General features: G+C 40.8%; 14 protein-coding genes and 1 pseudogene. 13 read left to right on the plus strand and 2 right to left on the minus strand.

Annotated elements, in window-relative coordinates; genetic code table 11:
• Positions 1–17: 17 nt before the first annotated feature.
• The 3 genes from BN98_RS00395 (at position 18) to BN98_RS00405 (ending at position 2,975) form a co-directional block, all read left to right on the plus strand.
• Positions 18–395, plus strand: a complete 378-nt coding sequence (locus BN98_RS00395; protein ID WP_009247523.1) for a TnpV protein — start codon at positions 18–20, stop codon at positions 393–395.
• 453 nt (positions 396–848) lie between these two features.
• Positions 849–2,393, plus strand: coding sequence for an ATP-binding cassette domain-containing protein (locus BN98_RS00400; protein WP_009247522.1), 1,545 nt, complete (start codon positions 849–851; stop codon positions 2,391–2,393).
• An 84-nt stretch (positions 2,394–2,477) separates the two neighbouring features.
• On the plus strand, positions 2,478–2,975 hold the full coding sequence (locus tag BN98_RS00405) for a nucleotidyltransferase domain-containing protein (RefSeq protein WP_009247521.1): 498 nt from the start codon (positions 2,478–2,480) through the stop codon (positions 2,973–2,975).
• Between the two features lie 481 nt (positions 2,976–3,456).
• Here BN98_RS00405 and BN98_RS08705 read toward each other — a convergent pair whose 3' ends face one another.
• Together BN98_RS08705 and BN98_RS08710 are read right to left on the minus strand one after the other, a co-directional pair.
• Entirely contained in the window at positions 3,457–3,681 is a 225-nt protein-coding gene (locus tag BN98_RS08705; protein ID WP_084765203.1) for an integrase core domain-containing protein, read from the minus strand.
• Positions 3,650–3,730 (minus strand): annotated as a pseudogene (locus tag BN98_RS08710) (hypothetical protein); the annotation flags it as partial. The gene BN98_RS08705 and the pseudogene BN98_RS08710, both read right to left, overlap by 32 nt.
• A 168-nt stretch (positions 3,731–3,898) precedes the next feature.
• Here BN98_RS08710 and BN98_RS07715 point away from each other — a divergent pair.
• The 10 genes from BN98_RS07715 (at position 3,899) to BN98_RS00455 (ending at position 22,274) form a co-directional block, all read left to right on the plus strand.
• Positions 3,899–7,132 carry a Cna B-type domain-containing protein gene (locus tag BN98_RS07715; RefSeq protein WP_052332281.1) on the plus strand — a complete coding sequence of 1,078 codons (3,234 nt, stop codon included), beginning with the start codon at positions 3,899–3,901 and terminating at the stop codon, positions 7,130–7,132.
• Between the two features lie 243 nt (positions 7,133–7,375).
• On the plus strand, positions 7,376–7,870 hold the full coding sequence (locus tag BN98_RS00415) for a YcxB family protein (RefSeq protein ID WP_019190305.1): 495 nt from the start codon (positions 7,376–7,378) through the stop codon (positions 7,868–7,870).
• A 616-nt stretch (positions 7,871–8,486) separates the two neighbouring features.
• Complete coding sequence (locus tag BN98_RS08440) at positions 8,487–8,819, plus strand: hypothetical protein (protein ID WP_019190304.1); 333 nt, start codon at positions 8,487–8,489, stop codon at positions 8,817–8,819.
• Between the two features lie 77 nt (positions 8,820–8,896).
• Positions 8,897–13,798, plus strand: coding sequence for an SHIRT domain-containing protein (locus BN98_RS07720; protein ID WP_052332282.1), 4,902 nt, complete (start codon positions 8,897–8,899; stop codon positions 13,796–13,798).
• Between the two features lie 1,389 nt (positions 13,799–15,187).
• Positions 15,188–15,508 carry a DUF6110 family protein gene (locus BN98_RS00430; RefSeq protein ID WP_019190302.1) on the plus strand — a complete coding sequence of 107 codons (321 nt, stop codon included), beginning with the start codon at positions 15,188–15,190 and terminating at the stop codon, positions 15,506–15,508.
• 37 nt (positions 15,509–15,545) lie between these two features.
• A complete protein-coding gene (locus tag BN98_RS00435) occupies positions 15,546–17,615 on the plus strand; it encodes a heavy metal translocating P-type ATPase (RefSeq protein WP_040942491.1) in 2,070 nt (689 codons plus the stop codon).
• Positions 17,616–17,850: 235 nt separating this feature from the next.
• A complete protein-coding gene (locus BN98_RS00440; RefSeq protein ID WP_019190300.1) occupies positions 17,851–18,642 on the plus strand; it encodes a dimethylarginine dimethylaminohydrolase family protein in 792 nt (263 codons plus the stop codon).
• A gap of 58 nt (positions 18,643–18,700) precedes the next feature.
• Positions 18,701–19,639, plus strand: coding sequence for a DUF4298 domain-containing protein (locus BN98_RS08370; protein ID WP_019190299.1), 939 nt, complete (start codon positions 18,701–18,703; stop codon positions 19,637–19,639).
• 37 nt (positions 19,640–19,676) lie between these two features.
• Positions 19,677–21,203, plus strand: a complete 1,527-nt coding sequence (malQ, locus tag BN98_RS00450; RefSeq protein WP_019190298.1) for a 4-alpha-glucanotransferase — start codon at positions 19,677–19,679, stop codon at positions 21,201–21,203.
• Positions 21,204–21,899: 696 nt separating this feature from the next.
• On the plus strand, positions 21,900–22,274 hold the full coding sequence (locus BN98_RS00455) for a GntR family transcriptional regulator (RefSeq protein WP_019190297.1): 375 nt from the start codon (positions 21,900–21,902) through the stop codon (positions 22,272–22,274).
• The last annotated feature ends 1 nt before the right edge of the window (position 22,275 follow it).

Raw genomic sequence — 22,275 nt, forward strand, 5'->3', positions numbered from 1 at the left:
ACAGGAGGAAAAGGAAAATGACAAAGACAATTTTTGAAGAAATGGGCGGAACTTATAGACAGGTGGGTGATTATTTATTGCCGAACATCACAGTACCAGCCGAAGAAGAAATAGAGCCGATTGGTTTATGGGGGAAACGACATGCAAGGCATTTAAAGGAACACTATAAAGTGTTATATATGAACCTGCTGACAAGCGGAAAGCTGCATAGTTATCTTGCAGAAGTCGATAAGCAAGCAGAGGATATGTTTCTTCGACTGGTAAAGGAATATGCCGACAGACAAGATGTGACGGAACAATTAAAGAAAGATAATCCCTACGAATGGATTGGAAGAATGAATAATATTCAGGCTTGTGTGAGGGAAGTTGTAGGAACGGAGTTGATTTACACATAAGCGTTTTACGGTATGGTGCTCCTGCGTTTGCTGGAGTGCTGTGGTTGTGGTTGTAAAGAGGTTGTGAAAGATTGAATTTCGTAATGGTTGGATGTATAATTAGGAAGTGAAAATTTTAATTTGCACTTCCATAAGGTGAAATGTATTGACACAAAAAATACAGTATGATAGTATTGCCATTAGAAGAAAGAAAGGCACATTTTGTGTAAGGTGAGGAAATGATTAATAGATAATTTGATTTAAGTAAGACACATATAGTTATTGAGCCTGTAGAGAATAGGTTTGTTTTGTGTACGCTTAAGTTGGATTATCGCAAGAGGCATTTCCTTTGTTTTCCTTTTGGAAAAGAAATAAGGGTCTATTTAGCGAGTCTATTTTTGCGTATGCAAAAAAGACTCGTTTTTGTGTGTTCAAAATAATAATTGGCTCAGACTTCGAAAAGGAGAAACTTTAATGTTGCAGATAAAAAAATTAAATTTAACACATAAAAAAGACCTGAGAATAATTCTTAATGATTTCAACCTTGTGCTAAATGATGGAGATAAGGCAGTTATTATTGGAGAAGAGGGAAATGGGAAATCGACATTAATGAAGTGGATATACAATCCGTCGCTTGTAGAAAACTATATAGAAGCAGATGGGGAAAGGATAATGGGACACGAACGTCTTGGTTATCTTCCGCAGGAGATGCTCGATGAAGATAAGGAAAAAACAATATACGAATATTTTTCTGAAGAGGAAATATTCTGGGAGAAAACGCCTAAAGAATTGTCTGTTATTGCGGGAAAATTTGGAATGAAAAATGATTTTTTCTACAGTAACCAGACAATGGGTAGTCTTTCAGGAGGCGAAAAAGTCAAGACACAACTTATGAGGCTTTTCATTCGCGATGTTTCTGTGCTGTTGTTGGACGAACCTTCCAATGACATCGACATTGCGACGCTTACATTACTGGAAAAAATCATAAATGACTGGAAGCACATTGTGCTTTTTATTTCACACGATGAAACGCTGATAGAGCGTACTGCCAACATGGTGATACATATCGAGCAGATTATACGAAAAACAAAGGCGAGATATACCGTGGCAAAGCTTCCCTATAGACGCTATGTGGAAGAACGGCTTCATAAATTTGAAATCCAAAAACAGCGGGCACTGAGTGACCGTAGGGAGAAAAAGATTCGCGATGAAAAATATCAAAGAGTTATGCAGAGTGTACAAGGTGCATTAAGAAGTTGTACCAGACAAGCACCGTCTGTTGCCAAAAACTTAAAGGACAAAATGCATACGGTTAAGGCAATGGAACGAAGATTTGAAAAAGAAGATGAAAATATGACTCAGATGCCGGAACAGGAAGAAGCAATCTTTGTCAAATTAGGGGATGAAAACTCACACATTCCCGCAGGAAAAACGGTCATAGAATATGAACTTTCAAAGCTTGTGACTCCGGATGGCAAAAGAATTTTAGCAGAAGGAATTCATTTAAAAATAAAAGGTTCAGAAAAAATCTGTATGATAGGAGCCAACGGGGCAGGAAAAACGACTCTTCTAAAAAAGATAGCGGAAGAACTCCTAAATCGGAATGACATTAAAGCAGAATATATGCCTCAAACTTATGAAGACCTGCTGGATTTGGATGTTACACCGGTTGATTACCTTGATAAAACAGGAGATAAAGAAGAGCGTACAAGAATTAGAACATACCTTGGTTCACTTAAATACACACCAGATGAAATGGAGCATCCGATTCGGGAGTTATCAGGCGGACAAAAGGCGAAAGTGCTTCTCTTGAGGATGAGCTTAAGTGGTGCAAATGTTCTTATTCTGGATGAACCGACAAGAAATTTTTCACCATTGTCCGGTCCGGTAATAAGAAAAATGCTCCGAGAATTTCCGGGGGCTGTCATTAGCATTTCTCACGATAGAAAGTATATTGAAGAGGTGTGCGATAAAATATATCAGCTAAATCCTAATGGATTACAGCTAATTGGTGATTGATAACAAAAAGGATGAAAGACTGACAAATTTCAGGCTTTTAGTGAGTTGGAAAGCATACAAAGATTTGAATTTGGAGGATAGATTATGGTACGTACAGAAGATGCATGTGAAATTATAAAATATGCTTTGCAAAACGAAATTAAAGTATATTTAGATGGCGGATGGGGTGTTGATGCACTTCTTAAAAGAGAATCAAGAATACACAATGATATTGATTTGTTTGTTGAACTGAAACATTATCATGATTATATTTATGTGATTAAGCAGCATGGATTTGAGGAAGTAAATACTGATTATACAACGGATGGTCATACTGTCTGGAAAGATGATAAACAAAGAATCATTGATTTACATTGTTTTGAATTTACAGATGACGGAATTGTTTATGAGGGAGATATATTTCCATCAAAAACTTTTTCCGGTATTGGAAAAGTTGGAGATATAACTGTTTCTTGTATTGAACCATTGAGTCAGGTAATGCTTCATTTGGGATATGAACACGATAAAAATGATGTGCATGATGTGATGCTGTTGTGTGAAACATTTCAAATAGCAATACCAGATGAATATAAGGAAAAGTAAAATTTCAGTTTTGTGTTGAATCTCTAAGCAAAATAGCTTATAATTTGACATGCTACATATAGTTATTATCCACAGTTATCGAGTAGGTGTTATCAATGCCGATAACAAAATGATAACATTAGCTCGTATAGGCAGGATAATATGGATATATCAAATAATCAAAAGAACGAGAAACATTACAGAGAATAATTCCTAAACAAAAAGCGTTAGTCTTTGTAGAGTTTGAATAGTTAAAAACAGGCTATAAAGCCTTATAAATGGCTGTTTTGTGAGTGTTGTGCTTACAAAATGCTTGCAAATTTTAGAAATTGGTTACCTGAAGAATAATTTTCAAGGAATACAAAAAGCAACTAAGAGAAAAATCCTAGTTGCTTTTTTGTTTTTTATCATTTATAAGTTTAATGCTGCTTTCATTGAAACTGCCAACAAATCTGCAGCGATGGTTTTAGCAACTTCTAATGTAAACGGCAGAGCTTTATCTTTAATTATCTTCTTTCAAATACTCAATTCTCTTTTTAAGAATTTCATCTCTTGAAAGTTCCTCAAACTTTGTCTGTGTTAGTGGGAGAGAATAATACTCTACAGGAGTGTAATCTCCCAGTGAAGAGTGAGGACGTTTCGAGTTGTAGCGATTGATGTATTCAAAGCAACATAGGCGTTGAATATTGCTTAATCCATTTCGTGAGTGCTGGTTGTGATATTCCATATTCTTTTATGAGGGAAGCTTGTGTTTTACCGTTGTGGTAAAACTCCACGAAATTTCGTTGAAATCCTCGTCATAGTGATTTCATGTGGACATAAAGACACCTCCTTGTTTTCTTTAACCTGTAAAATGTGTTATCATAACTATGTCAAAAAATAAAAACTTGATTTAGACTTTAATGAAGCTGAATTTTTATGTACACAACAAGGGAGATGGACAAATGAATAAAAAATTGATGACTATTTTTGTTTCTTTAGTGTTACTATTTACTTTTTTTATGCCTAAAAGTATTTTAGCTGATTCAAACGAAACAATGATAGATCCAGAAACAGGTAAAATTCAATTAGAAGAATCACCAGAAAACCATGCAGAAAGGCATCAAGCAAATAATGAGAAAAACGATGAAGTAAGCCCCTACAATGATGATAGTGAAAAAACTGCTTGGATAGAATTAGTAGAAGAAGTTGCTTCTTCACAAGCGGATACTTCTATAAATATTGATAAAAATATAGATGCGGATCCAGCTAAGGATAAGCAAATAATTTTAATAAAAAATGGACAAAACATAGCCTTAAAGGGAAATGGAAGTCTAAAGGGTTTTGGATTTAATAGTATTAAAATTGAAAAAGGTGGAAGCTTGACTATTGATGGACCATCTATTTCAAATGCTCAAATTATAGTTGAAGGTAAATTAAATATTAAAAGTGGGAAAATTTCAGATACAAAACTTGAAGGCCCAACCATACTTGTAAATGGTGGAGACTTCACAATGTCAGGTGGTGAGTTTAGTGGAAATGAAGCAGTTGATAGTCAAACACCAAAACCTGATAATTTGAGAAAGACTGGAAATTATTATAATTATGCTCCAATCACCTTATATGGAGGTACTCTTAATATATCAGGAGGCAAAGTTTCTAATAACAAAGGTTTCTTACGAGGTGGAGCCATAGGTGCCTGGGGAACAGAAGAATCCAAAGTAAATATAAAAATTTCAGGTGGAGAAATTACAGAAAATGCTGCAAGTCATAATAGTACAAATGCTTGGGGCGGCGCTATTTTTATGGAAAACGCTGAATTTGAAATGACTGCAGGAACGATTTCTAAAAATACCGCTGAATATGGTGGTGGACTCTTATTGAGTAGATCAACTGCTAAAATTTCAGGTGGCTCTATAAGCGAAAACTCAAATGGTGAATATTCCGGTCTTGGTGGCGGAATTTTTGGATTAAATTCTGATATCACAATAGAAGCTGGAAATTTCACAAAGAATAAAGCAAATGGTCATGGTGGTGGCCTATTTTTAGATACTTGTAACTTTACGATAAATGGTGGCCATTTTGTAGAAAACTCTTCTCTAAAAAGTGGCGGAGCCATAGCAACAGGTGGTACAAGTAAAGGACAAATTAATGCTGGACAATTTGAAAGTAATAATTCAAATGGATTCTGGGGTGGCGGAGCCATTTACAATGATACAAAATGTGAATTGACTATTAACCGTGCGCTAATAAAAGATAATGAAAGCAAGGGCCGTTTATTAGTTGGCGTTAACAATAAACCTATATCTCGCCAAGGTGGAGGAGTATGGAACTGCCCTACTGGACATACAACAATTAATATAACAAATGGCTTAGCACTATTTGATAACATAGCTTCAAACTTGGAATATAGTACTGCGGCTAAAGGCGCAGGAGATGACTTTATAAATATCACAAAATATGAATTTGGAGAAGCTGTAGGAAGTTCTTCGGTAAAGCTCGCTTCAAGAATGTTAGGTGGTGGTTATAGACTATGGTACCAAGATGGTTCATTCCAAGGTATTCATAACAACTGGCCTGAAGATCAACAAACACCAAGGTACAATCCTGAAAATCCTGGCAAACCGCTTCCTTACAATACTGTAATAGAAGAGAAAAAAGGAGCTCAACTTGCTTACAAGTCAGTTCCTACGCAAGAATCAAAAAACCTAGCAGAACAAGTGGCAACTACAATATTTAAAAATAATTTTGCCCAAGGAACCGGTATAAGTGGTGGGGCTATTACAAACAACGGTAAGCTTATATTTGGTGAAGATAAACCATACAAGATACAAATTACAAAGTCTTGGTCTGGGGATGATGAAAAAACAAGACCAGAAGAAATAGTTCTGCAAATGTATGTAGGGGAACATTACATACAAGATATTAAACTAACAAAAGAGGGTAACTGGACTGCAATAATTGAAGATTTTCCAGATCCAGATACCTTAATCGACAACAAAACCGGTAAGCTTTTATCTATAAACTTTAAAGAAAAAGATAGTGGTAAATACATCCTATCTGAAGTGAAAAGAGAAAAAGATAGTAAAGGAAGTATTTATACTATTCATTTAGAAAACTCTTTAAAAACATCCATCAAAGTTAATAAAGTTTGGGATGATAACAATGATGAAGCGAGCCTAAGACCAACTAGCATTACTGTGGCCCTACTTGCAAATGGTAAAGAAATTGGAAAAACGATTGAGTTAAATAAAGACAATGATTGGAAAGGTGAATTTAATGATTTACCATCTCATAATAATGGCGAATTAATTAAATACACTATCAAAGAAGTGAATATCGCTAATGGCTACACTTCAACGATAGAAGGGGATATTACAAAAGGATATACTATCAAAAATAGCTATACTCCACCACAAACCCCACCAGAAAAGACCGAAGTAGGAGTAGAAAAAATCTGGAAAGACGGAAATAATGCAGACGGCAAGAGACCAGAGGAAATCACAGTCCACTTATATAAAAATGGCAAACTATTCCAAACAAGAAAAATAAGTGGAAAAGATGGTTGGAAAGTGGTATTTAAGGATCTTGACAAATATGAAGACAGCAAGGAAATTCTTTATACCATAAAAGAAGAAAAGGTCGAAGGCTATACAGGGGTAGTAAGTGGAAATGTTAAAGAAGGTTTTGTGTTAACCAACACAAGAAAGCCAGAAACTCCGCCAGAAACCCCACCAGAAAAGACCGAAGTAGGAGTAGAAAAAATCTGGAAAGACGAAAATAATGCAGACGGCAAGAGACCAGAGGAAATCACAGTCCACTTATATAAAAATGGCAAACTATTCCAAACAAGAAAAATAAGTGGAAAAGATGGTTGGAAAGTGGTATTTAAGGATCTTGACAAATATGAAGACAGCAAGGAAATTCTTTATACCATAAAAGAAGAAAAGGTCGAAGGCTATACAGGGGTAGTAAGTGGAAATGTTAAAGAAGGTTTTGTGTTAACCAACACAAAAAAGCCAGAAACTCCGCCAAAAACTCCGCCGGCAACTCCGCCAGAAACTCCACCGGAAAAACCAAAGAAACCACAAAACCCAAGTACAGGTGATAACATTTCACTTATTCATTATGAGATGTTGGTTTTATCTATAATTGGTCTTGCGTATATTTTTAGAAAAAGAAAAATAAATGGAGACTAAGAAGAGAAAATATGTAACAATTAAAAATTTAGCATTAAAGCTGGAGATGATTAAAATAATTATCTCTGGCTTTTCATTTCCATTAAGCAATTTGCTAATTTCTTCAATTTTGCCATGATATTCGCATAAAACAAAGATGGATGTGTTCGTAACGGAAAATGGTGGTAAAAACAGGGGAAAGACCGCTCGTTTTATTGTCACCTATACATTCAAGCCACTCGAGAAATAGGAAGAGGAGATCCCATGAACCCCGTTTACCAAAATACAATGGAGATGACCTATCCGGAATACAAGCGGATGTGTTGGGCGCTCAAGCGTAAGAAATTCCTCATCGTTAGCGGTATCGTATCTACGCTGATGCTGCTGCTCGGCATCTTCTATCTCTATAATGGAGATGTGAAGGAGGGGGTGTTTTACCTTGCTGTCACATTCCTTTTTCCGCTGTTGTTGATCAGCCTATACTCGCATTCACTACATAAAAATTATTATTCGCAACAGTGGCCGAAAGATCACCGGGTGCAATATGTTTTCTACGAGGACCACTTGACAGCAAAGACGGAAGCAGGAAATTCGGAAGTGCCCTATGACAAGCTGTATCAAGTGATAGAAACGAAGACGAATTTTTATCTCCTGGTCGGCGCAAACCAAAGTTTTGCGGTCAAAAAGGCCGACTGTACGAAGGAATTGTTGGCGCGGCTTCAGGGACTTCATAAGACGCGAGGTGCAGAAAAGGGATAAGTTTCACGCGCACAAGATGAAGCTATCAGCTTATAGATTGGCAAAGGACATTAACGTTCCCGTTTCCTGCATTCAGGATATACTTCATGACAGACGCAAAGTGTCTGCGGATACATCTGTGCGCCTTGGGAAGTATTTTGTCGTATCGCTAAGTACTTTCTGAATCTTCAGGGAGATAGGGAATCTTATTTCCAAAGTATGTGCTAGATACCGCTGCGTTTTTGCTCTACGGATTGACATAGAGAGAATCCTTTCTTTGTTTGGTTGACACTTTCATTGTACAGGAATTTTCTCTATATTTTTTTGGTCTCACATCAATGGTATCTGTACATGACATTATGAATATATATCCCCTAAACATTTCAATTCACAAGCAAATTTGATATTATGATGATAAACGACAATATGGGGCTTTTATATGAAAGGAGAACACTTTTGTATAAAACTTGATTTTTACAAATTCACTCAATATAAAATTAGGGCTCACTTGCTATTCCCTAAATTGTTAATTGCATGTTAATTATTATTACGAGAACTATTGATTCTAACTGGTAGATCATGTTTTCAACACCCATGTTATGCCATGTTAGACTCAAAAAAGAAAAAAGGAGGAAATATGAAAGAGAAACATAAGCACATTGGAAAAATTTTGTTTTCAGTATTATTAGTTGTCGCTTTTATTGTTTTTGCTGGTATAAAGCCAATCTACGCTAACATACTAAGTCCAAAACAAGGAATCAATGAGTATCATTTCTATGATAACACAATTGAAAACAAAGATTCAGCTAATGAAATACAAAAACAAATCATTCTTAATGGAAAAAAAATATCTGACCCCGGCCATGTCTTCAAAGATAAAAGCAAAGTTTTGGAGAATGGCAAGATGAAGAAGGAAACGAAATCACATTTGATACTCCAATCAGTATCACAGGTGACGACAAAAAAATAATTAATGTTTACCCAGTTTTCAAAAACCAAGTAGTAATAACCTACTATATAGCTGGCAGTACAAATGATAGAGTTTATATGACTGACACCATCACTGATGCTAGTTCTTATAAACTACCAGTAGATCCTACAATTTATGATGCCAATAAATATTTCGTAAATTGGTCAGCAACTAAAGACGGTTCATCTGGTGTTTATGATGAAAATTCTTTGAAAAAAGATATTGAAGCAGGAAAAACTGACATTAAACTTTATGCAATTACAGAGTTAAAATACAAGGTAACATTTATAACAGGAGATGGAGCAAGCTTCCAAGATCAAATATTTGCAAGCGAAGATAACCACCTTGACAAAATGCCAGAAGATCCTACAAGAGCAGGTTATGAATTTAGCCATTGGTCTTTGACAGAAGATGGAGAATCTGTTGATCTTAAAACTTTAGAATTAAACGAAGACATTACTGTTTATGCTGTATGGAAACCAGTTGTAGTTGACTATAAATTTAAGGTTATGGTCCAAAATATAAATGATGATGGCTACACTTTCCATGAAATAATATCAGCAAGAGGACTAAATGGAGAAAAAACAAGCCTACCTTTTAAAGGAAGTGAAAATCCAGATCCAAAAGTAGCTCCAACTGGTCCAATAGTAGAAGATATTAAAAATCTAACAGAAAAAGATGGCCGCTTTAGCAATGACTACAATAGTAAAGATGAAAATGGAAAAATGGATCACACCTATACTAATCCTCAAACCCTAGATTATAAAGGTTTCCATTTAAACGAAGAAAAAACAAAACAAGCTTTTGAAACAATAGCAGCTGATGGCAGTACAGTTGTACCTGTTTATATGGATAGAAATGTTCATACTATATGGGTCTATAAAAATGCAAGTGCAATTAGTTATTATCAAGCTAATTGGGTCAATGCCACAGATAATAATGGAAATATCCATGTAGATTTGCGTTACGGACAAAGTTCTGAACAATGGTTTGACAAGCTAGATAAAGATTATATTTATTACATGGACAAAAGCATAGGATCTTTCTATACTAGAGCAGCAGTAATGGGCGATAAAGACATCTACATGTATAGAGTTTATGCTAAGGGTACAAAATACCAACTACGCTTTGTTGAATGGGATCCAAGTAAATTTAATGCACAGATAAACTCATCAAATCTTGCAACAATGCAATCTGCCCTTGGTACCATGAAAGAAATTGGTAAAAGAGTAAGCTTCCAAAACTCTGAGTGGTACATGAATTGGAATGGATATAAGTATAGAGTCTTTGAACCATACAACGGAAATTATCAACAAGTCACATATTCTTGGGTAGATAAAACTGACCATGTTGATGATATAAAAGGATTCCAACCTAAAACTGGAGATATGTCAGCTGATGGTTTGCAATCAGTAAATGTAAGCAATCCAGCCTTTAGAGATTATATGTTTGCCGCCGGCAAGAATGTGGGAGGATATCAAAACTATACAGGAACACCATATATAGAAGATGGTTCTTATGTAGGTTTCCTATTCTACGAACGTAAAACTTATAATATAAATTATTACTCTGGTAGTACAAAATTAAAATCAAATCCATACAAATACGAGGGTGATACAAGCGATTTTGGACTTGGTTATGAAAAAGGAGTAACCACACATCCAAAATATCCTAATAAAGTATTTATGGGTTGGTATGAAGACTCAACATTTAGCGTAGAACACAAACATGAAAATGGAGCAAAAATGCCTGATCATGACATTACAGTCTATGCAAAATGGGATTCTCGTCAATACGAAGTGACTTTCCACACCAACCAAGATGACTATGAAAATGATATAGAAAAAATAACAGAAATTCCAGAAGATGACACTCTTTATGATGGAAAATATAAAGATGCCAAAGCTAGCAAAGAGAATTTCCCTCAACCAATTCAACCAAAAGACGCAACAAAATTTTTGGGATGGTATGAGAAAAATAAGAATGGTAGATTTGTAAAAGCAAATCTTCACAAACAAATTAAAAATAACGATACTCACTTATATGCTAAGTGGAAATATGGTTATTTAGAATTAAAATACGATTTGAACTTGCCAAAAACTGACACAGTTGAAGGAAAGGCTCCAACAGATTCAAACTCTTATATCAGAGATGCCAAAGCACAAGCTCAGGATATAGGTGCTGTTAAAGTAAATGGCGGCAAAAAAGTTTTCGTAGGTTGGAGTGAAACAAAAGATGGTTCTAGCGGACTAATTCTACCAAGCGAAACTGTCCTAATGGATAAAAATAAAACTCTTTACGCTCAATGGAAAGAATTTCCAGAACTAGCAACTACAAAAGTAACCTATGATGCAAACGGCGGTACTGGAAAGCAATATACAGTTGAAAATATAATTGTAGAAGACTTCCATAAGGTCCTAGACAATGATAAAGACGAAAATCTAAAATACAGCCGTGAAGGTTATTCATTTAAGGGATGGAGCAGAGATAAAGCTGCAACAAACGCTGAATTCCAAGCAGGTGAAGAGGTCAATATCAACCAACTAGACCAAGATACAAATAATTATATCTACGCTATCTGGGCTCCTATTATCAACTACACAACTGATGGTAATGGACAAGTTAAGGAAGGCGAAAACTTTGTAGCTATTACAAAAGAAGAAGTCGAACTTAAAACAAATCCAAAGGGCACAGAAACAAAGGCAAATGATGGATATAAATTTAGCCACTGGACAGCTGATAAAGAAATCACATTAAATGATGGAACAAAAATTCCTGCTGGAGAAAAAATTACTGAAGAACAATTAAAACAAGCAGTAATCACAGAACCTCTAACCTTTAAAGCTCATTTTGAAAACAATGAATTTAAAGTAAAACATGAGTTTAAAGTAGCAGATGATTCTCCAGTTAAAGAAATGCCAGCTGATGTAAAAACAGCAGTCAATGCTCAACTTCCAAAAGATAAAACAGCTGAAGATGGAAGTGTTGTTACTCCTACTGCCCCAAAACAAACAACAGTAGAAGATACAGACAATGATGGAACATGGACATTCGAAGGCTACAAAGACCAAGATCCAGATACAAAAGATGTTGACGCAAAAGTAAACGGAGCCGATGTAACATTCGAAGGAAGCTGGAAATTCACACCAAACGAACACAAAGTAACCTACGAATACGTAAGTGGAACAGAAGGTAAGGAATTACCAGCTGAATTAAAAGCAAAAGCTCCAAAAGAAGTAACCGGAAAAGTCAAAGGTGAAACAGTAACATCCCCAGTTCCAACAGGCGATGACGCTACATTTAGAGATGAAACAAACAAGGGAACTTGGACATTCAAATCATACGATAAGAATGACGTAACAATCTCTAACAAAGACGAAAAAGTCACAGGAACATGGGAATTTACACCAGATCCAGAGCCTGGAAAATACAACGTAACCCACAAATTTGTAAGTAAAGATCCAAATAAAGAACTTCCTAAAGAAGTACTTGATCTTCTACCGGCAAATCAAACTGGAAAAGTGAAAGGTGATGTAGTAAAACCAACAGAACCTACTACAAAAACAGTGAATGTTGAAGATGGAACTTGGACTTTTGTAAGTTATGACAAAGACCAAGAAACTGTCGATAATAAGGATGTTGAGTTTACAGGAACATGGGAGTTTACTCCAAAAATAACTCCTGCTGATTACAATGTAAATCATAAATTTGTATCCGCAACAGAAGGCAAAGACCTTCCAAAAGCTGTTACAGATTTAACACCAGCTCAACAAACTGGTAAGAAAGATGGCAGCACTGTAACTCCTACTGCTCCAACACAAACAACAGTAGAAGATACAGACAATGATGGAACATGGACATTCGAAGGCTATAAAGACCAAGATCCAGATACAAAAGATGTTGACGCAAAAGTAAACGGAGCAGATGTAACATTCGAAGGAAGCTGGAAATTCACACCAAACGAACACAAAGTAACCTACGAATACGTAAGTGGAACAGAAGGTAAGGAATTACCAGCTGAATTAAAAGCAAAAGCTCCAAAAGAAGTAACCGGAAAAGTCAAAGGTGAAACAGTAACATCCCCAGTTCCAACAGGCGATGACGCTACATTTAGAGATGAAACAAACAAGGGAACTTGGACATTCAAATCATATGATAAGAATGAGGTAACAATCTCTAACAAAGACGAAAACGTAAAAGGAACATGGGAATTTACACCAGATCCAGAGCCTGGAAAATTCAACGTAACCCACAAATTTGTCAGTAAAGATCCAAACAAAGAACTTCCACAAGAAGTACTTGATCTTCTACCGGCAAATCAAACTGGAAAAGTAAAAGGTGATGTAGTAAAACCAACAGAACCTACTACAAAAACAGTGAATGTTGAAGATGGAACTTGGACTTTTGTAAGTTATGACAAAGACCAAGAAACTGTCGATAATAAGGATGTTGAGTTTACAGGAACATGGGAGTTTACTCCAAAAACTACTCCAACAGAAGTAGTGACAGAATACGTGGATGAAAATGGTAAGCCGATTGCTCCGAAGGAAGATGGTAAACAACCGAACAAAGACATCGAAGGCTACGAATTTGTAAGAACCGAAACGGATGATAAGGGTAATACCAAACACATCTACAAGAAGAAAACTACTCCTACACCAGCTGTAGTGACAGAATACGTGGATGAAAATGGTAAGCCGATTGCTCCGAAGGAAACTGGCAAACAAACGAATAAAGACATCGATGGCTATGAGTTTGTAAGAACCGAAACGGATGATAAGGGGAATACCAAACACATCTACAAGAAGAAAGCTGTTGGAAGTCAAAATAACGCTAAGCCTGTTGATAAAAATGGTAATCAGATTTCTAAATCTACATTGGGTGACAATCCTAAGACAGGTATAGCAGGTTTAGATAATGTTGTCCTAGCCTTAATGGGTTCTGCTATAGCTTTATACAAGAGCAGAAAACATAAATGATACCACATTTATAAGAAGTAAAAGACAAAAAGCCGTCCTTGGGGATGGCTTTTTGTTTTGCTTAAATAAGTAAAATAACTGTCTACCAATCAATTATAGAACTTGGGAAGAAAAATAAAATTATGAAAAAGCCAAAAATAATGTAGAAGTACTTAATTAAGGCATGTATGTAAGTGAAAAACTAAAAGTGGTTCAATAATCGATTAATTCTAATCGAAAAATAGACCACTTGTTTTAGATTGTACTCCGTAAGTAAAATAGAGGAAGTTTTTAAAGATCCTACGCTAATTGGGCCTATAGTAGAAAGACTTGCTCATAGAGCACATATTATGGATATGTCAAGGGAAAAAGTTATAGGATGGAAGATACAATGGAGTGGTCAAAGAATCTATGAGCTATATATAAAACGCCTCTCCCCTATGGGAAAGGACAATTTGGCCAATTTTTCGGTTGACATTTACATCAAATTCGTCAAAATTACTAAGGGAGCCTAACTTTCAATAAAGAAGTTATATTATGATACTGTTAAAGATGTACATTTATGTTATTAAATTTAATTCCGGTATTGGGACTGGGACGGGACTAAAAATCTGAAAATGTCCTATAATTAGATGGATTTAGTGATATTAAAAAAAATAGAATCTAGTATTTTGAATGGTTTGGGATATATCGGACATTTGAAAAGAAGATTGGGAATAATAGATTCTTTATTTTACGGCGGCAAATCGAAAAAAGGCCAAAAGCCGCCGTAATTCTCGCTTTCCATTTACGGCGGTAAATCGCGAAAAGACGAAAAGCCGCCGTAATTTTTGGCTTCCATTTACGGCGGCAAATTGAAAAAAGGCCAAAAGCCGCCGTAATTTTCGCTTTTCATTTACGGTGGCAAATCGCGAAAAGGCGAAAAGCCGCCGTAATTTTTGGCTCTCATTTACGGCGGTAAATCGCGAAAGTGCGCAAAGCCGCCGTAAATCCACCCGTCTTTAGTTCGACTTACCGGGGACACTCTCAGCACACTGTTTTCTTATATCGCATAGGTTTGCTCTGAATCGAATCGGCTTGTCCTAATCTGTTAGTTATACAAAACTTATGCATAGTGGAATCAGGCAAATTTTATGGCGGCCGAAAAACGAAAGGGATTGTTCCGGCTCTGTTATTGCAAAAATGCTTAAATTTCAAGGCGTACCAGAAGCAGTGCCAAAGCGCACGCAAAGAGATAGACAATTTTGCGCCCTTGCGTTAGTATTAACTTACAAAAAAACATGGTTCTTTATATTAAATATATATTAATCTATTGTTAAAATGGTGTATAATTAATGTTGATCTTGGGAAAGATAAGATCAAAAAGAGAATTCATGTACGGGAAAACATACCAATTTAAAGGAGGAAACGATGAGTTGCTGGAATAAGTTTGGTTGGTTAGCGGCAGGTGTTGCTTTGGGTACAGCGGGCTTGAAGGCATTGAGCAGCAAGGATGCCAAGAAGGTCTATGCGGAGACGGCAGCAGCGGCATTGCGCGTGAAAGAGAGCGTTATGACGACGGCGACAAAAGTAAAAGAAAATGCGGATGATGTGATGGCGGAAGCCAAAGAGATCAACGCAAAGCGTGAAGCGGAAGAGGCGGCAAAAGAGGCAGCAAGTGTTGTTGAGGATGCCACGGAGCCGGTTGAGGCGATTGCAGAAAAAGCGGAGAAGCCCGCTGACGAAGAATAGTGCGGTAGTCAGGTAAGGCTAGTTTGGAGGATGTGCAATGAAGTGTAGAATCCTTCATGAATCCGCCGGGCGACTGCGTTTTCATGTAGAAAAAAAGAGAATGAGCCTGCATCAGGCGGATATTCTGGAGTACTATCTGAAATCCGTAAAGGGCGTGCAGGATGTGCGCGTCTATGATCGTACCGGCGATGCCATTGTCAGTTATCGCTGTGAACGCAGTGATTTGATTCAGGCACTGGCCTGTTTTTCATATCAAGCGGCAGAATACTTGGTACCGGAGCATACTGGACGAGTAATGAACCGCGAATATGAAGATAAGCTCACGATGACGGTGGTGCGTCGCTTTGCGGAGAAGCTGTTTTTGCCGACGCCGATACAGGTGGCGTTGACTGGGATGCGCTCCGGGCGCTATATAAAAGCAGCGTTGCGATCGCTCGCAAAACGAAAGATAGAAGTGGCGTTGCTGGATGGCATTGCAATTTTCGTGTCGATGTTGCGCAAAGATTACGATACTGCTTCCAGCGTTATGTTTCTGCTGAAGCTGGGTGATATTCTGGAAGAGTGGACCCATAAAAAGTCAGTGGACGATCTGGCGCAGATGATGTCGCTCAATGTCGAGAACGTATGGCGCAAGAATGGCGATCAGGAAGAACTGGTATCGCTGCGTGACGTGAAGGCCGGCGATGTCGTTGTGGTGCGCACGGGCAATATGATACCGCTCGATGGGCGAATTATCGAGGGAGAAGCTTCTGTTAATCAGGCGTCTATCACCGGGGAGTCGTTGCCGGCTGTGAAACGCCCGGGTAGCTATGTCTATGCGGGTACGGCGATTGAAGAAGGCGAATGTCAAATGGTCGTTGAGAAGGCTTCGGGCAGCGGACGCTACGATAAGATTGTGCGCATGATTGAAGAATCAGAAAAACTGCAATCGCTATCGGAAAGCAAAGCGTCCCACTTGGCGGACAAGTTGGTACCGTACAACTTGGCAGCAACGGCCCTGACGTATCTTGTGACTCGCAATGCGACGAAGGCGCTCTCGATCTTAATGGTGGACTTCTCCTGTGCCCTGAAGCTCTCTATGCCGCTGGCTGTACTGTCAGCCATGCGCGAAAGCAGTCGCTACAACATTACGGTGAAGGGCGGTAAGTACCTGGAGGCCATTGCGCAGGCGGATACGATTGTGCTGGATAAGACAGGAACGCTGACTCACGCATCGCCACGCGTGGCAAAAATCATTCCTTTCGGAGGAAATACGGAGGATGAGATGTTGCGTCTGGCGGCGTGCTTGGAAGAGCATTATCCGCATTCCATCGCAAACGCCGTAGTGCAGGAAGCCAAGGTTCGCAAACTCGAGCACGAGGAACGTCATTCGCGTGTGGAATATGTGGTCGCACATGGCATTTCGAGTAGTGTCGATGGCCAAAAAGTCGTCATTGGCAGCCATCATTTCGTGTTTACGGATGAGCATTGCAGAGTGCCGGAAGGCGAAGAAGAACGCTTTGCTTCCATTCCTGAGGAGTATTCGCACCTCTATTTGGCGGTGGCGGGTACCTTAGCGGCTGTGCTGTGTATTGAGGATCCTCTCCGTAGCGAGGCACCGCAGGTGATTGCTGCGCTCAAGAAGTTAGGGAATCTGCGCATTGTCATGATGACAGGCGATAACGAGAAAACAGCGGCATCCATTGCCAAGCAAGTGGGCGTAGATGCCTACTATTCCGAGGTGTTGCCGGAGGATAAAGCCGCTTTTGTGAAAGCTGAGCATGACGCCGGCCGTCGAGTGATTATGGTTGGCGACGGCGTGAACGACTCTCCGGCGTTATCCGCGTCGGATGCCGGCATTGCCATTGAAAGCGGTGCAGCCATTGCGCGCGAGATCGCGGATGTGATTATTTCCTCCGATGATCTGGAGGCTCTGGTGACGATGAAGGAAATCAGCGATGCCTTAATGCGTCGCATTCATTCGAATTTCCGCTTCATCATCGGCTTTAATACTATGCTGATCGGTCTTGGTCTGGCCGGCGTGCTCATGCCGGGTAGTTCGGCACTGTTGCATAATACCTCGACCATTGCGATCAGCGTTAAGAGCATGACAGATCTGATCGGATAAGCAACAAATCGGTCTGACGACGAAAAAACGCATTTGGCACGCTATGAAACAGAAGCGAATGCCTCAAAGGCGGATTTGTGTAAAAATGTAAAATGGCGAAATGTCAACGTTTAGATGGTTGAGGTTTCGCCATTTTTTATTGAGGGGGATTTTTCCTGTCACGTCGATCGGTTAAATCCAGTACAATAGAGGCATAGGAAAATACGACAATCGATTAACCCCTTAAGGAGGAACCATGCATTTTCAACACGCCATTGTACGGAAACCTTGTCGCGCCATGCTTTCAGGCATTACCACGGGGATGTTCAGTAAGGAAACACCCATCTATGAGGCGGCACTCAAGCAACATGCCGGCTACGTGAAAGCATTGGAACAGCTGGGATTAAAGGTGCTAGTGCTGGAGGCCTTAGAAGACTATCCGGATTCCTGTTTTGTGGAAGACCCGGCAGTGGTGATGCCGGAGTGTGCGATTGTGACGAATTCGCCGCGCGCTTCTCGCAACGGGGAAAAATATGAAATTCGAGAGGTGTTGGCGCAGTTTTATCCGAGCGATGCCATTTTTGCGATTGAGGCGCCGGGTACGATGGAAGGTGGCGATGTGATGCTGGTCGATAAGCATTTTTACGTCGGACAGTCGGAGCGGACGAATGCGGAAGGGGCACGACAGTTTGCGGACATCGTTAAGCCGTTCGGCTATACCGTGACGACCGTGCCGGTCACGGAAGGCTTGCATTTGAAGGATTTTGTGATATGGCTGGATGAGAATCATTTGCTCGTAAGCGCTGTGATGGACAAGATGGAAGCATTTCAAGATTTTGATCGCTATGTCGTGCCGGCGGAAGAAGCCTATGCGATTAATAGTCTTTGGATTAACGGTACGGTATTGGTGCCGGCGGGGTATCCTAAGACACGGGAGGCGATTGAAGGCATGGGTTATCCGGTTTTGGTCGTGAATACCGATGAATTTAAGAAAATTGATGGAAGTCTGACGTGCCTTTCGTTACGCTTTTCATCACGAACGGTTTAACGGTGACACTATGGTCAAAAAGACTGTAGCCCGCACCGATGAAAAAAAGGAGGTTCTTATGAGAAAAAATTTAGGAAGCAAACCGTATTTATTGCCTATGCCGGTGCTGGTCATCGGTACGTACAATGAGGATGAAAGTGCCAATGCCATGAATGTGGCGTATGCGTCACTGCGCGACGAAAAGACCATTTCTCTCTATATCAGCCGTTCCCACAAGACGACGGACAATATTTTACGCACACAGGCGTTCACTGTTGGCTTTGCGGACCTGATGCATCTGCCGGATGCCGACTATGTGGGTTGTGTCTCCGGCAATACCGTTACAGATAAGGTCGATCGCACGGGATTGGATCCCATTCCCAGCGAATTTGTTGATGCGCCAGTCTTCGATGCTCTGCCGATTTCTCTCGATTGCAGCCTGCTTTCCTATGATGAAGAGGATGATCGCGTTGTTGGTAAGATTGAGAATGTTTCCATTGATACGGCGTATCTGGGAGAAAAAAACGCCCCGGATACGACATCCATGGATCTTTTGCTCTACAATTCGGCAGAAAATACCTATCAGCTGCTGGGCGATACCGTTGGTACCCCGTTCCGTGGGGATGAAAATTTGAATTTGATGGGCTACGGCGCTGAGGAAAATGTGCAGGAAGAGGAGCCGTCGAAGGAAAACTTGGCAAAGAATTTGCCCGAGCGCATTGCTCGTGTGAAAGCCATGGAAAAGAAAATGAATGGGCTTCAGGAAGCGCAGGACAAGCTGAATGCAGCTTTGGATGCGTTTGAGGCGTATGGCGATGAGAGCGATGCCTTTGATGCCTATTATTCCTCTTCCGATTGGATGGAAGATTATGATGCCGATAACCTGGGGCTTTTCCCGGATGATCTTGACCGCGGCGTCTTAAACGAAGACATTCCCTATGACGTGTTGGGCGGCAATTATGAATTAGGGCGCCGCCTGCAAAAATTAGCACGTAAATTATTGGGCCGATCCCACTAATCGCTAGTGCGATGGGAAGGAGAGACGGGTTAACACTATGCATTCCAAGACGGATTCATGCCGCGCTTCCGGCATTTTACTGCATATCACATCTCTGCCGGGACCGTATGGTATCGGCACCTTAGGCCGAGAGGCACATGCCTTCTTGGATTTTCTCTATGCTGCCAAGCAATCCTATTGGCAGGTGTTGCCGGTGGGTCCGACGGGCTATGGTAACAGTCCGTACCAGTCCTACAGCACATTTGCCGGCAATCCGCTTCTCATCGATCCGGAGTGCCTTGTGACGGATGGGCTCCTCAGCGATGCGGATCTTTCTGCGTTTCGTGCGGCTTTTTCCGGCGCTGCGGAGTGTTTTTCACTACAGAAGACGGCTCGCTTGCGCTTACTGCGTCAAGCGTTTTATCGCTTTAATGCGCAGGATGCTGCGTTTCGCGCCTTTTGCGACACTCATGCCGCTTGGTTGGACGATTACGCGTTTTTCATGGCCATTAAGGATGCTGAAGCTGATCGCCCATGGCAAGAATGGCCGACGGCTTTGCGTTTGCACGAGCCGGCAGCACTGGAGACTTTTGCCGTCGCCCATGCGGACGATGTGGCGTTTTATCGCTTTTTACAATATCTTTTTGCGAAGCAATGGCAGGCGCTCAAAGAAGCGGCTCATGCCAAAGGCATCCGTATTATCGGCGATCTCCCTATCTATGTGGCGGAAGATTCCGCAGATACCTGGTCCCATCCGTCACTTTTTGCGCTGAACAGCGATCGCCGTGCGGCCTATGTTGGCGGTTGTCCGCCGGATGCTTTCACCGCCGATGGGCAGCGGTGGGGCAATCCTTGCTATCAATGGGAAAACCACGTCCGTTCGGGATTTTCTTGGTGGATCCATCGCCTTGGTCGCCAATTTGCACTGTTTGATGCCATTCGTCTCGACCATTTTCGCGGATTGGAATCCTATTGGCGCATACCCGCCAATGCCGAAACGGCGCGCCAAGGCGCTTGGGCAAAAGCACCCGGGTGCGATCTCTTTGCAGCAGTGCGGGCATCGCTGGGCGATGTACCGATCCTGGCCGAGGACCTCGGCTTTTTAACCACCGAGGTTTTAGCCATGCGTGAGGCGCTCGGTCTTCCGGGTATGAAGGTGCTGCAATTTGCCTTTACCCCGGGAGAGGACAGCCTTTATTTGCCGCATCACATCACGGAAAACAGTGTGATCTATACAGGCACGCACGATAACGATACCGTGCTCGGCTGGCTTGCAAAAGCACCTTGCGCCGAGCGTGATTTTGCCGTCCGCTACATGCACCTGACCGAAGACGAAGGCTACGCCTGGGGCTGTATCCGCACTGCCATGACCTCGGTGGCTCGTCTCGCGGTGCTACCGATGCAGGATGTGTTGGAGCTCGGCGCGGAAGCGCGCATGAATACCCCAGGGACGGCAGAGGGCAATTGGACCTGGCGGATGCGTTCGGGCGCAGCAACGGCAGCCCTGGCCGAGCGGCTGGCGGAATGGGTAAGGATGACCGGCAGAGCGGCCGATGCAGGGGAGGGCACTGTTCCGATGTCGTAGCGGCGACGGCGTTGCTACGGGGTACAGAGCTTTGCGTTGTAGAACGCTTAAATCAGAAGGTGTCGGCCTATCGGCCGACGGTTTATATCATAAGGAGGGCGGCTCGAGGAGCCGCCTTCCTTTTATTTATGAACACCGTCGAAGGCGGCTTATTGAGCCGTCCTCTTTTTCGCCGAAGGCGGCACCTTATTAGGCATTAAATTGTGGTCAATACAGTGCTTTTTGCGGAAAATGGCTTTTGCACTGTATGAAATTGGCCCCTAATACAGTGCTTTTGGACGAAAACGTGAAAAGTACTGTATGAAAAAGGGGATGGATACAGTACTTTCGGTTGAAAATGCGAAAAGTACTGTATAAAAAACGCGAAAAATACAGTACTTTTTGCAAAATCGGCATTTAGCACTGTACTGACGCCGAAAATCGTACAGTACTTTTCGCCAAATCAGCATTTAGTACTGTATTTTTCTCGAAAATCGTACAGTACTTTTCACCAAATCGGTATTTAGCACTGTACTGACGCCGAAAATCGTACAGTACTTTCCGCCAAATCAGCATTTAGCACTGTATCCAACCAAGGAATAGGCACACCGTTATGTCATTGCTAACACGATCTACTTGAAATCCCTTGACAGTTCACCTTTACAGTGTATACTGTGTATATACAAACAGCACAGTGCACGGTGCAAGGAGGAAAATTTGAAGGTCATTCTATCGAATCAATCTGAAGTGCCTTTGTATCGCCAAATTGAGGCACAAATTAAGGATGCGATTCTACGACAGGAATTGAAAGAAGGGGATCCGCTGCCTTCCATTCGTCGCTTTGCGGGGGATTTGAATGTGAGTGTTTTGACCATTCGCCGCGTTTATAGCGAACTTGAGGACGAAGGATTGGTACAAAGCCGAGCGGGTCTTGGAACCTTCGTACGGGCGGGAGATGCGGAACATCTGCAACAGTCGCAATGCCTAATGGTCGAGGAACAGTTGCGTGAAGTGATTCGCAATGCGCGATTGCTCCGTGTACCAAAAGGAGCTTTGCTGCAGATGGTTCAAGAGCTCTATGAGGAGGAATGAT

Origin of the sequence: Levyella massiliensis, assembly GCF_000308275.2 — a bacterium.
Taxonomy (GTDB): domain Bacteria; phylum Bacillota; class Clostridia; order Tissierellales; family Peptoniphilaceae; genus Murdochiella; species Murdochiella massiliensis_A.

Coding starts and splice junctions, on each gene's coding strand:
- BN98_RS00395 (WP_009247523.1), top strand. CDS start 18: ATGACAAAGACAATTTTTGAAGAAATGGGCGGAACTTATAGACAGGTG.
- BN98_RS00400 (WP_009247522.1), top strand. CDS start 849: ATGTTGCAGATAAAAAAATTAAATTTAACACATAAAAAAGACCTGAGA.
- BN98_RS00405 (WP_009247521.1), top strand. CDS start 2,478: ATGGTACGTACAGAAGATGCATGTGAAATTATAAAATATGCTTTGCAA.
- BN98_RS08705 (WP_084765203.1), bottom strand. CDS start 3,681: ATGGAATATCACAACCAGCACTCACGAAATGGATTAAGCAATATTCAA.
- BN98_RS07715 (WP_052332281.1), top strand. CDS start 3,899: ATGAATAAAAAATTGATGACTATTTTTGTTTCTTTAGTGTTACTATTT.
- BN98_RS00415 (WP_019190305.1), top strand. CDS start 7,376: ATGAACCCCGTTTACCAAAATACAATGGAGATGACCTATCCGGAATAC.
- BN98_RS08440 (WP_019190304.1), top strand. CDS start 8,487: ATGAAAGAGAAACATAAGCACATTGGAAAAATTTTGTTTTCAGTATTA.
- BN98_RS07720 (WP_052332282.1), top strand. CDS start 8,897: ATGACTGACACCATCACTGATGCTAGTTCTTATAAACTACCAGTAGAT.
- BN98_RS00430 (WP_019190302.1), top strand. CDS start 15,188: ATGAGTTGCTGGAATAAGTTTGGTTGGTTAGCGGCAGGTGTTGCTTTG.
- BN98_RS00435 (WP_040942491.1), top strand. CDS start 15,546: ATGAAGTGTAGAATCCTTCATGAATCCGCCGGGCGACTGCGTTTTCAT.
- BN98_RS00440 (WP_019190300.1), top strand. CDS start 17,851: ATGCATTTTCAACACGCCATTGTACGGAAACCTTGTCGCGCCATGCTT.
- BN98_RS08370 (WP_019190299.1), top strand. CDS start 18,701: ATGAGAAAAAATTTAGGAAGCAAACCGTATTTATTGCCTATGCCGGTG.
- malQ (WP_019190298.1), top strand. CDS start 19,677: ATGCATTCCAAGACGGATTCATGCCGCGCTTCCGGCATTTTACTGCAT.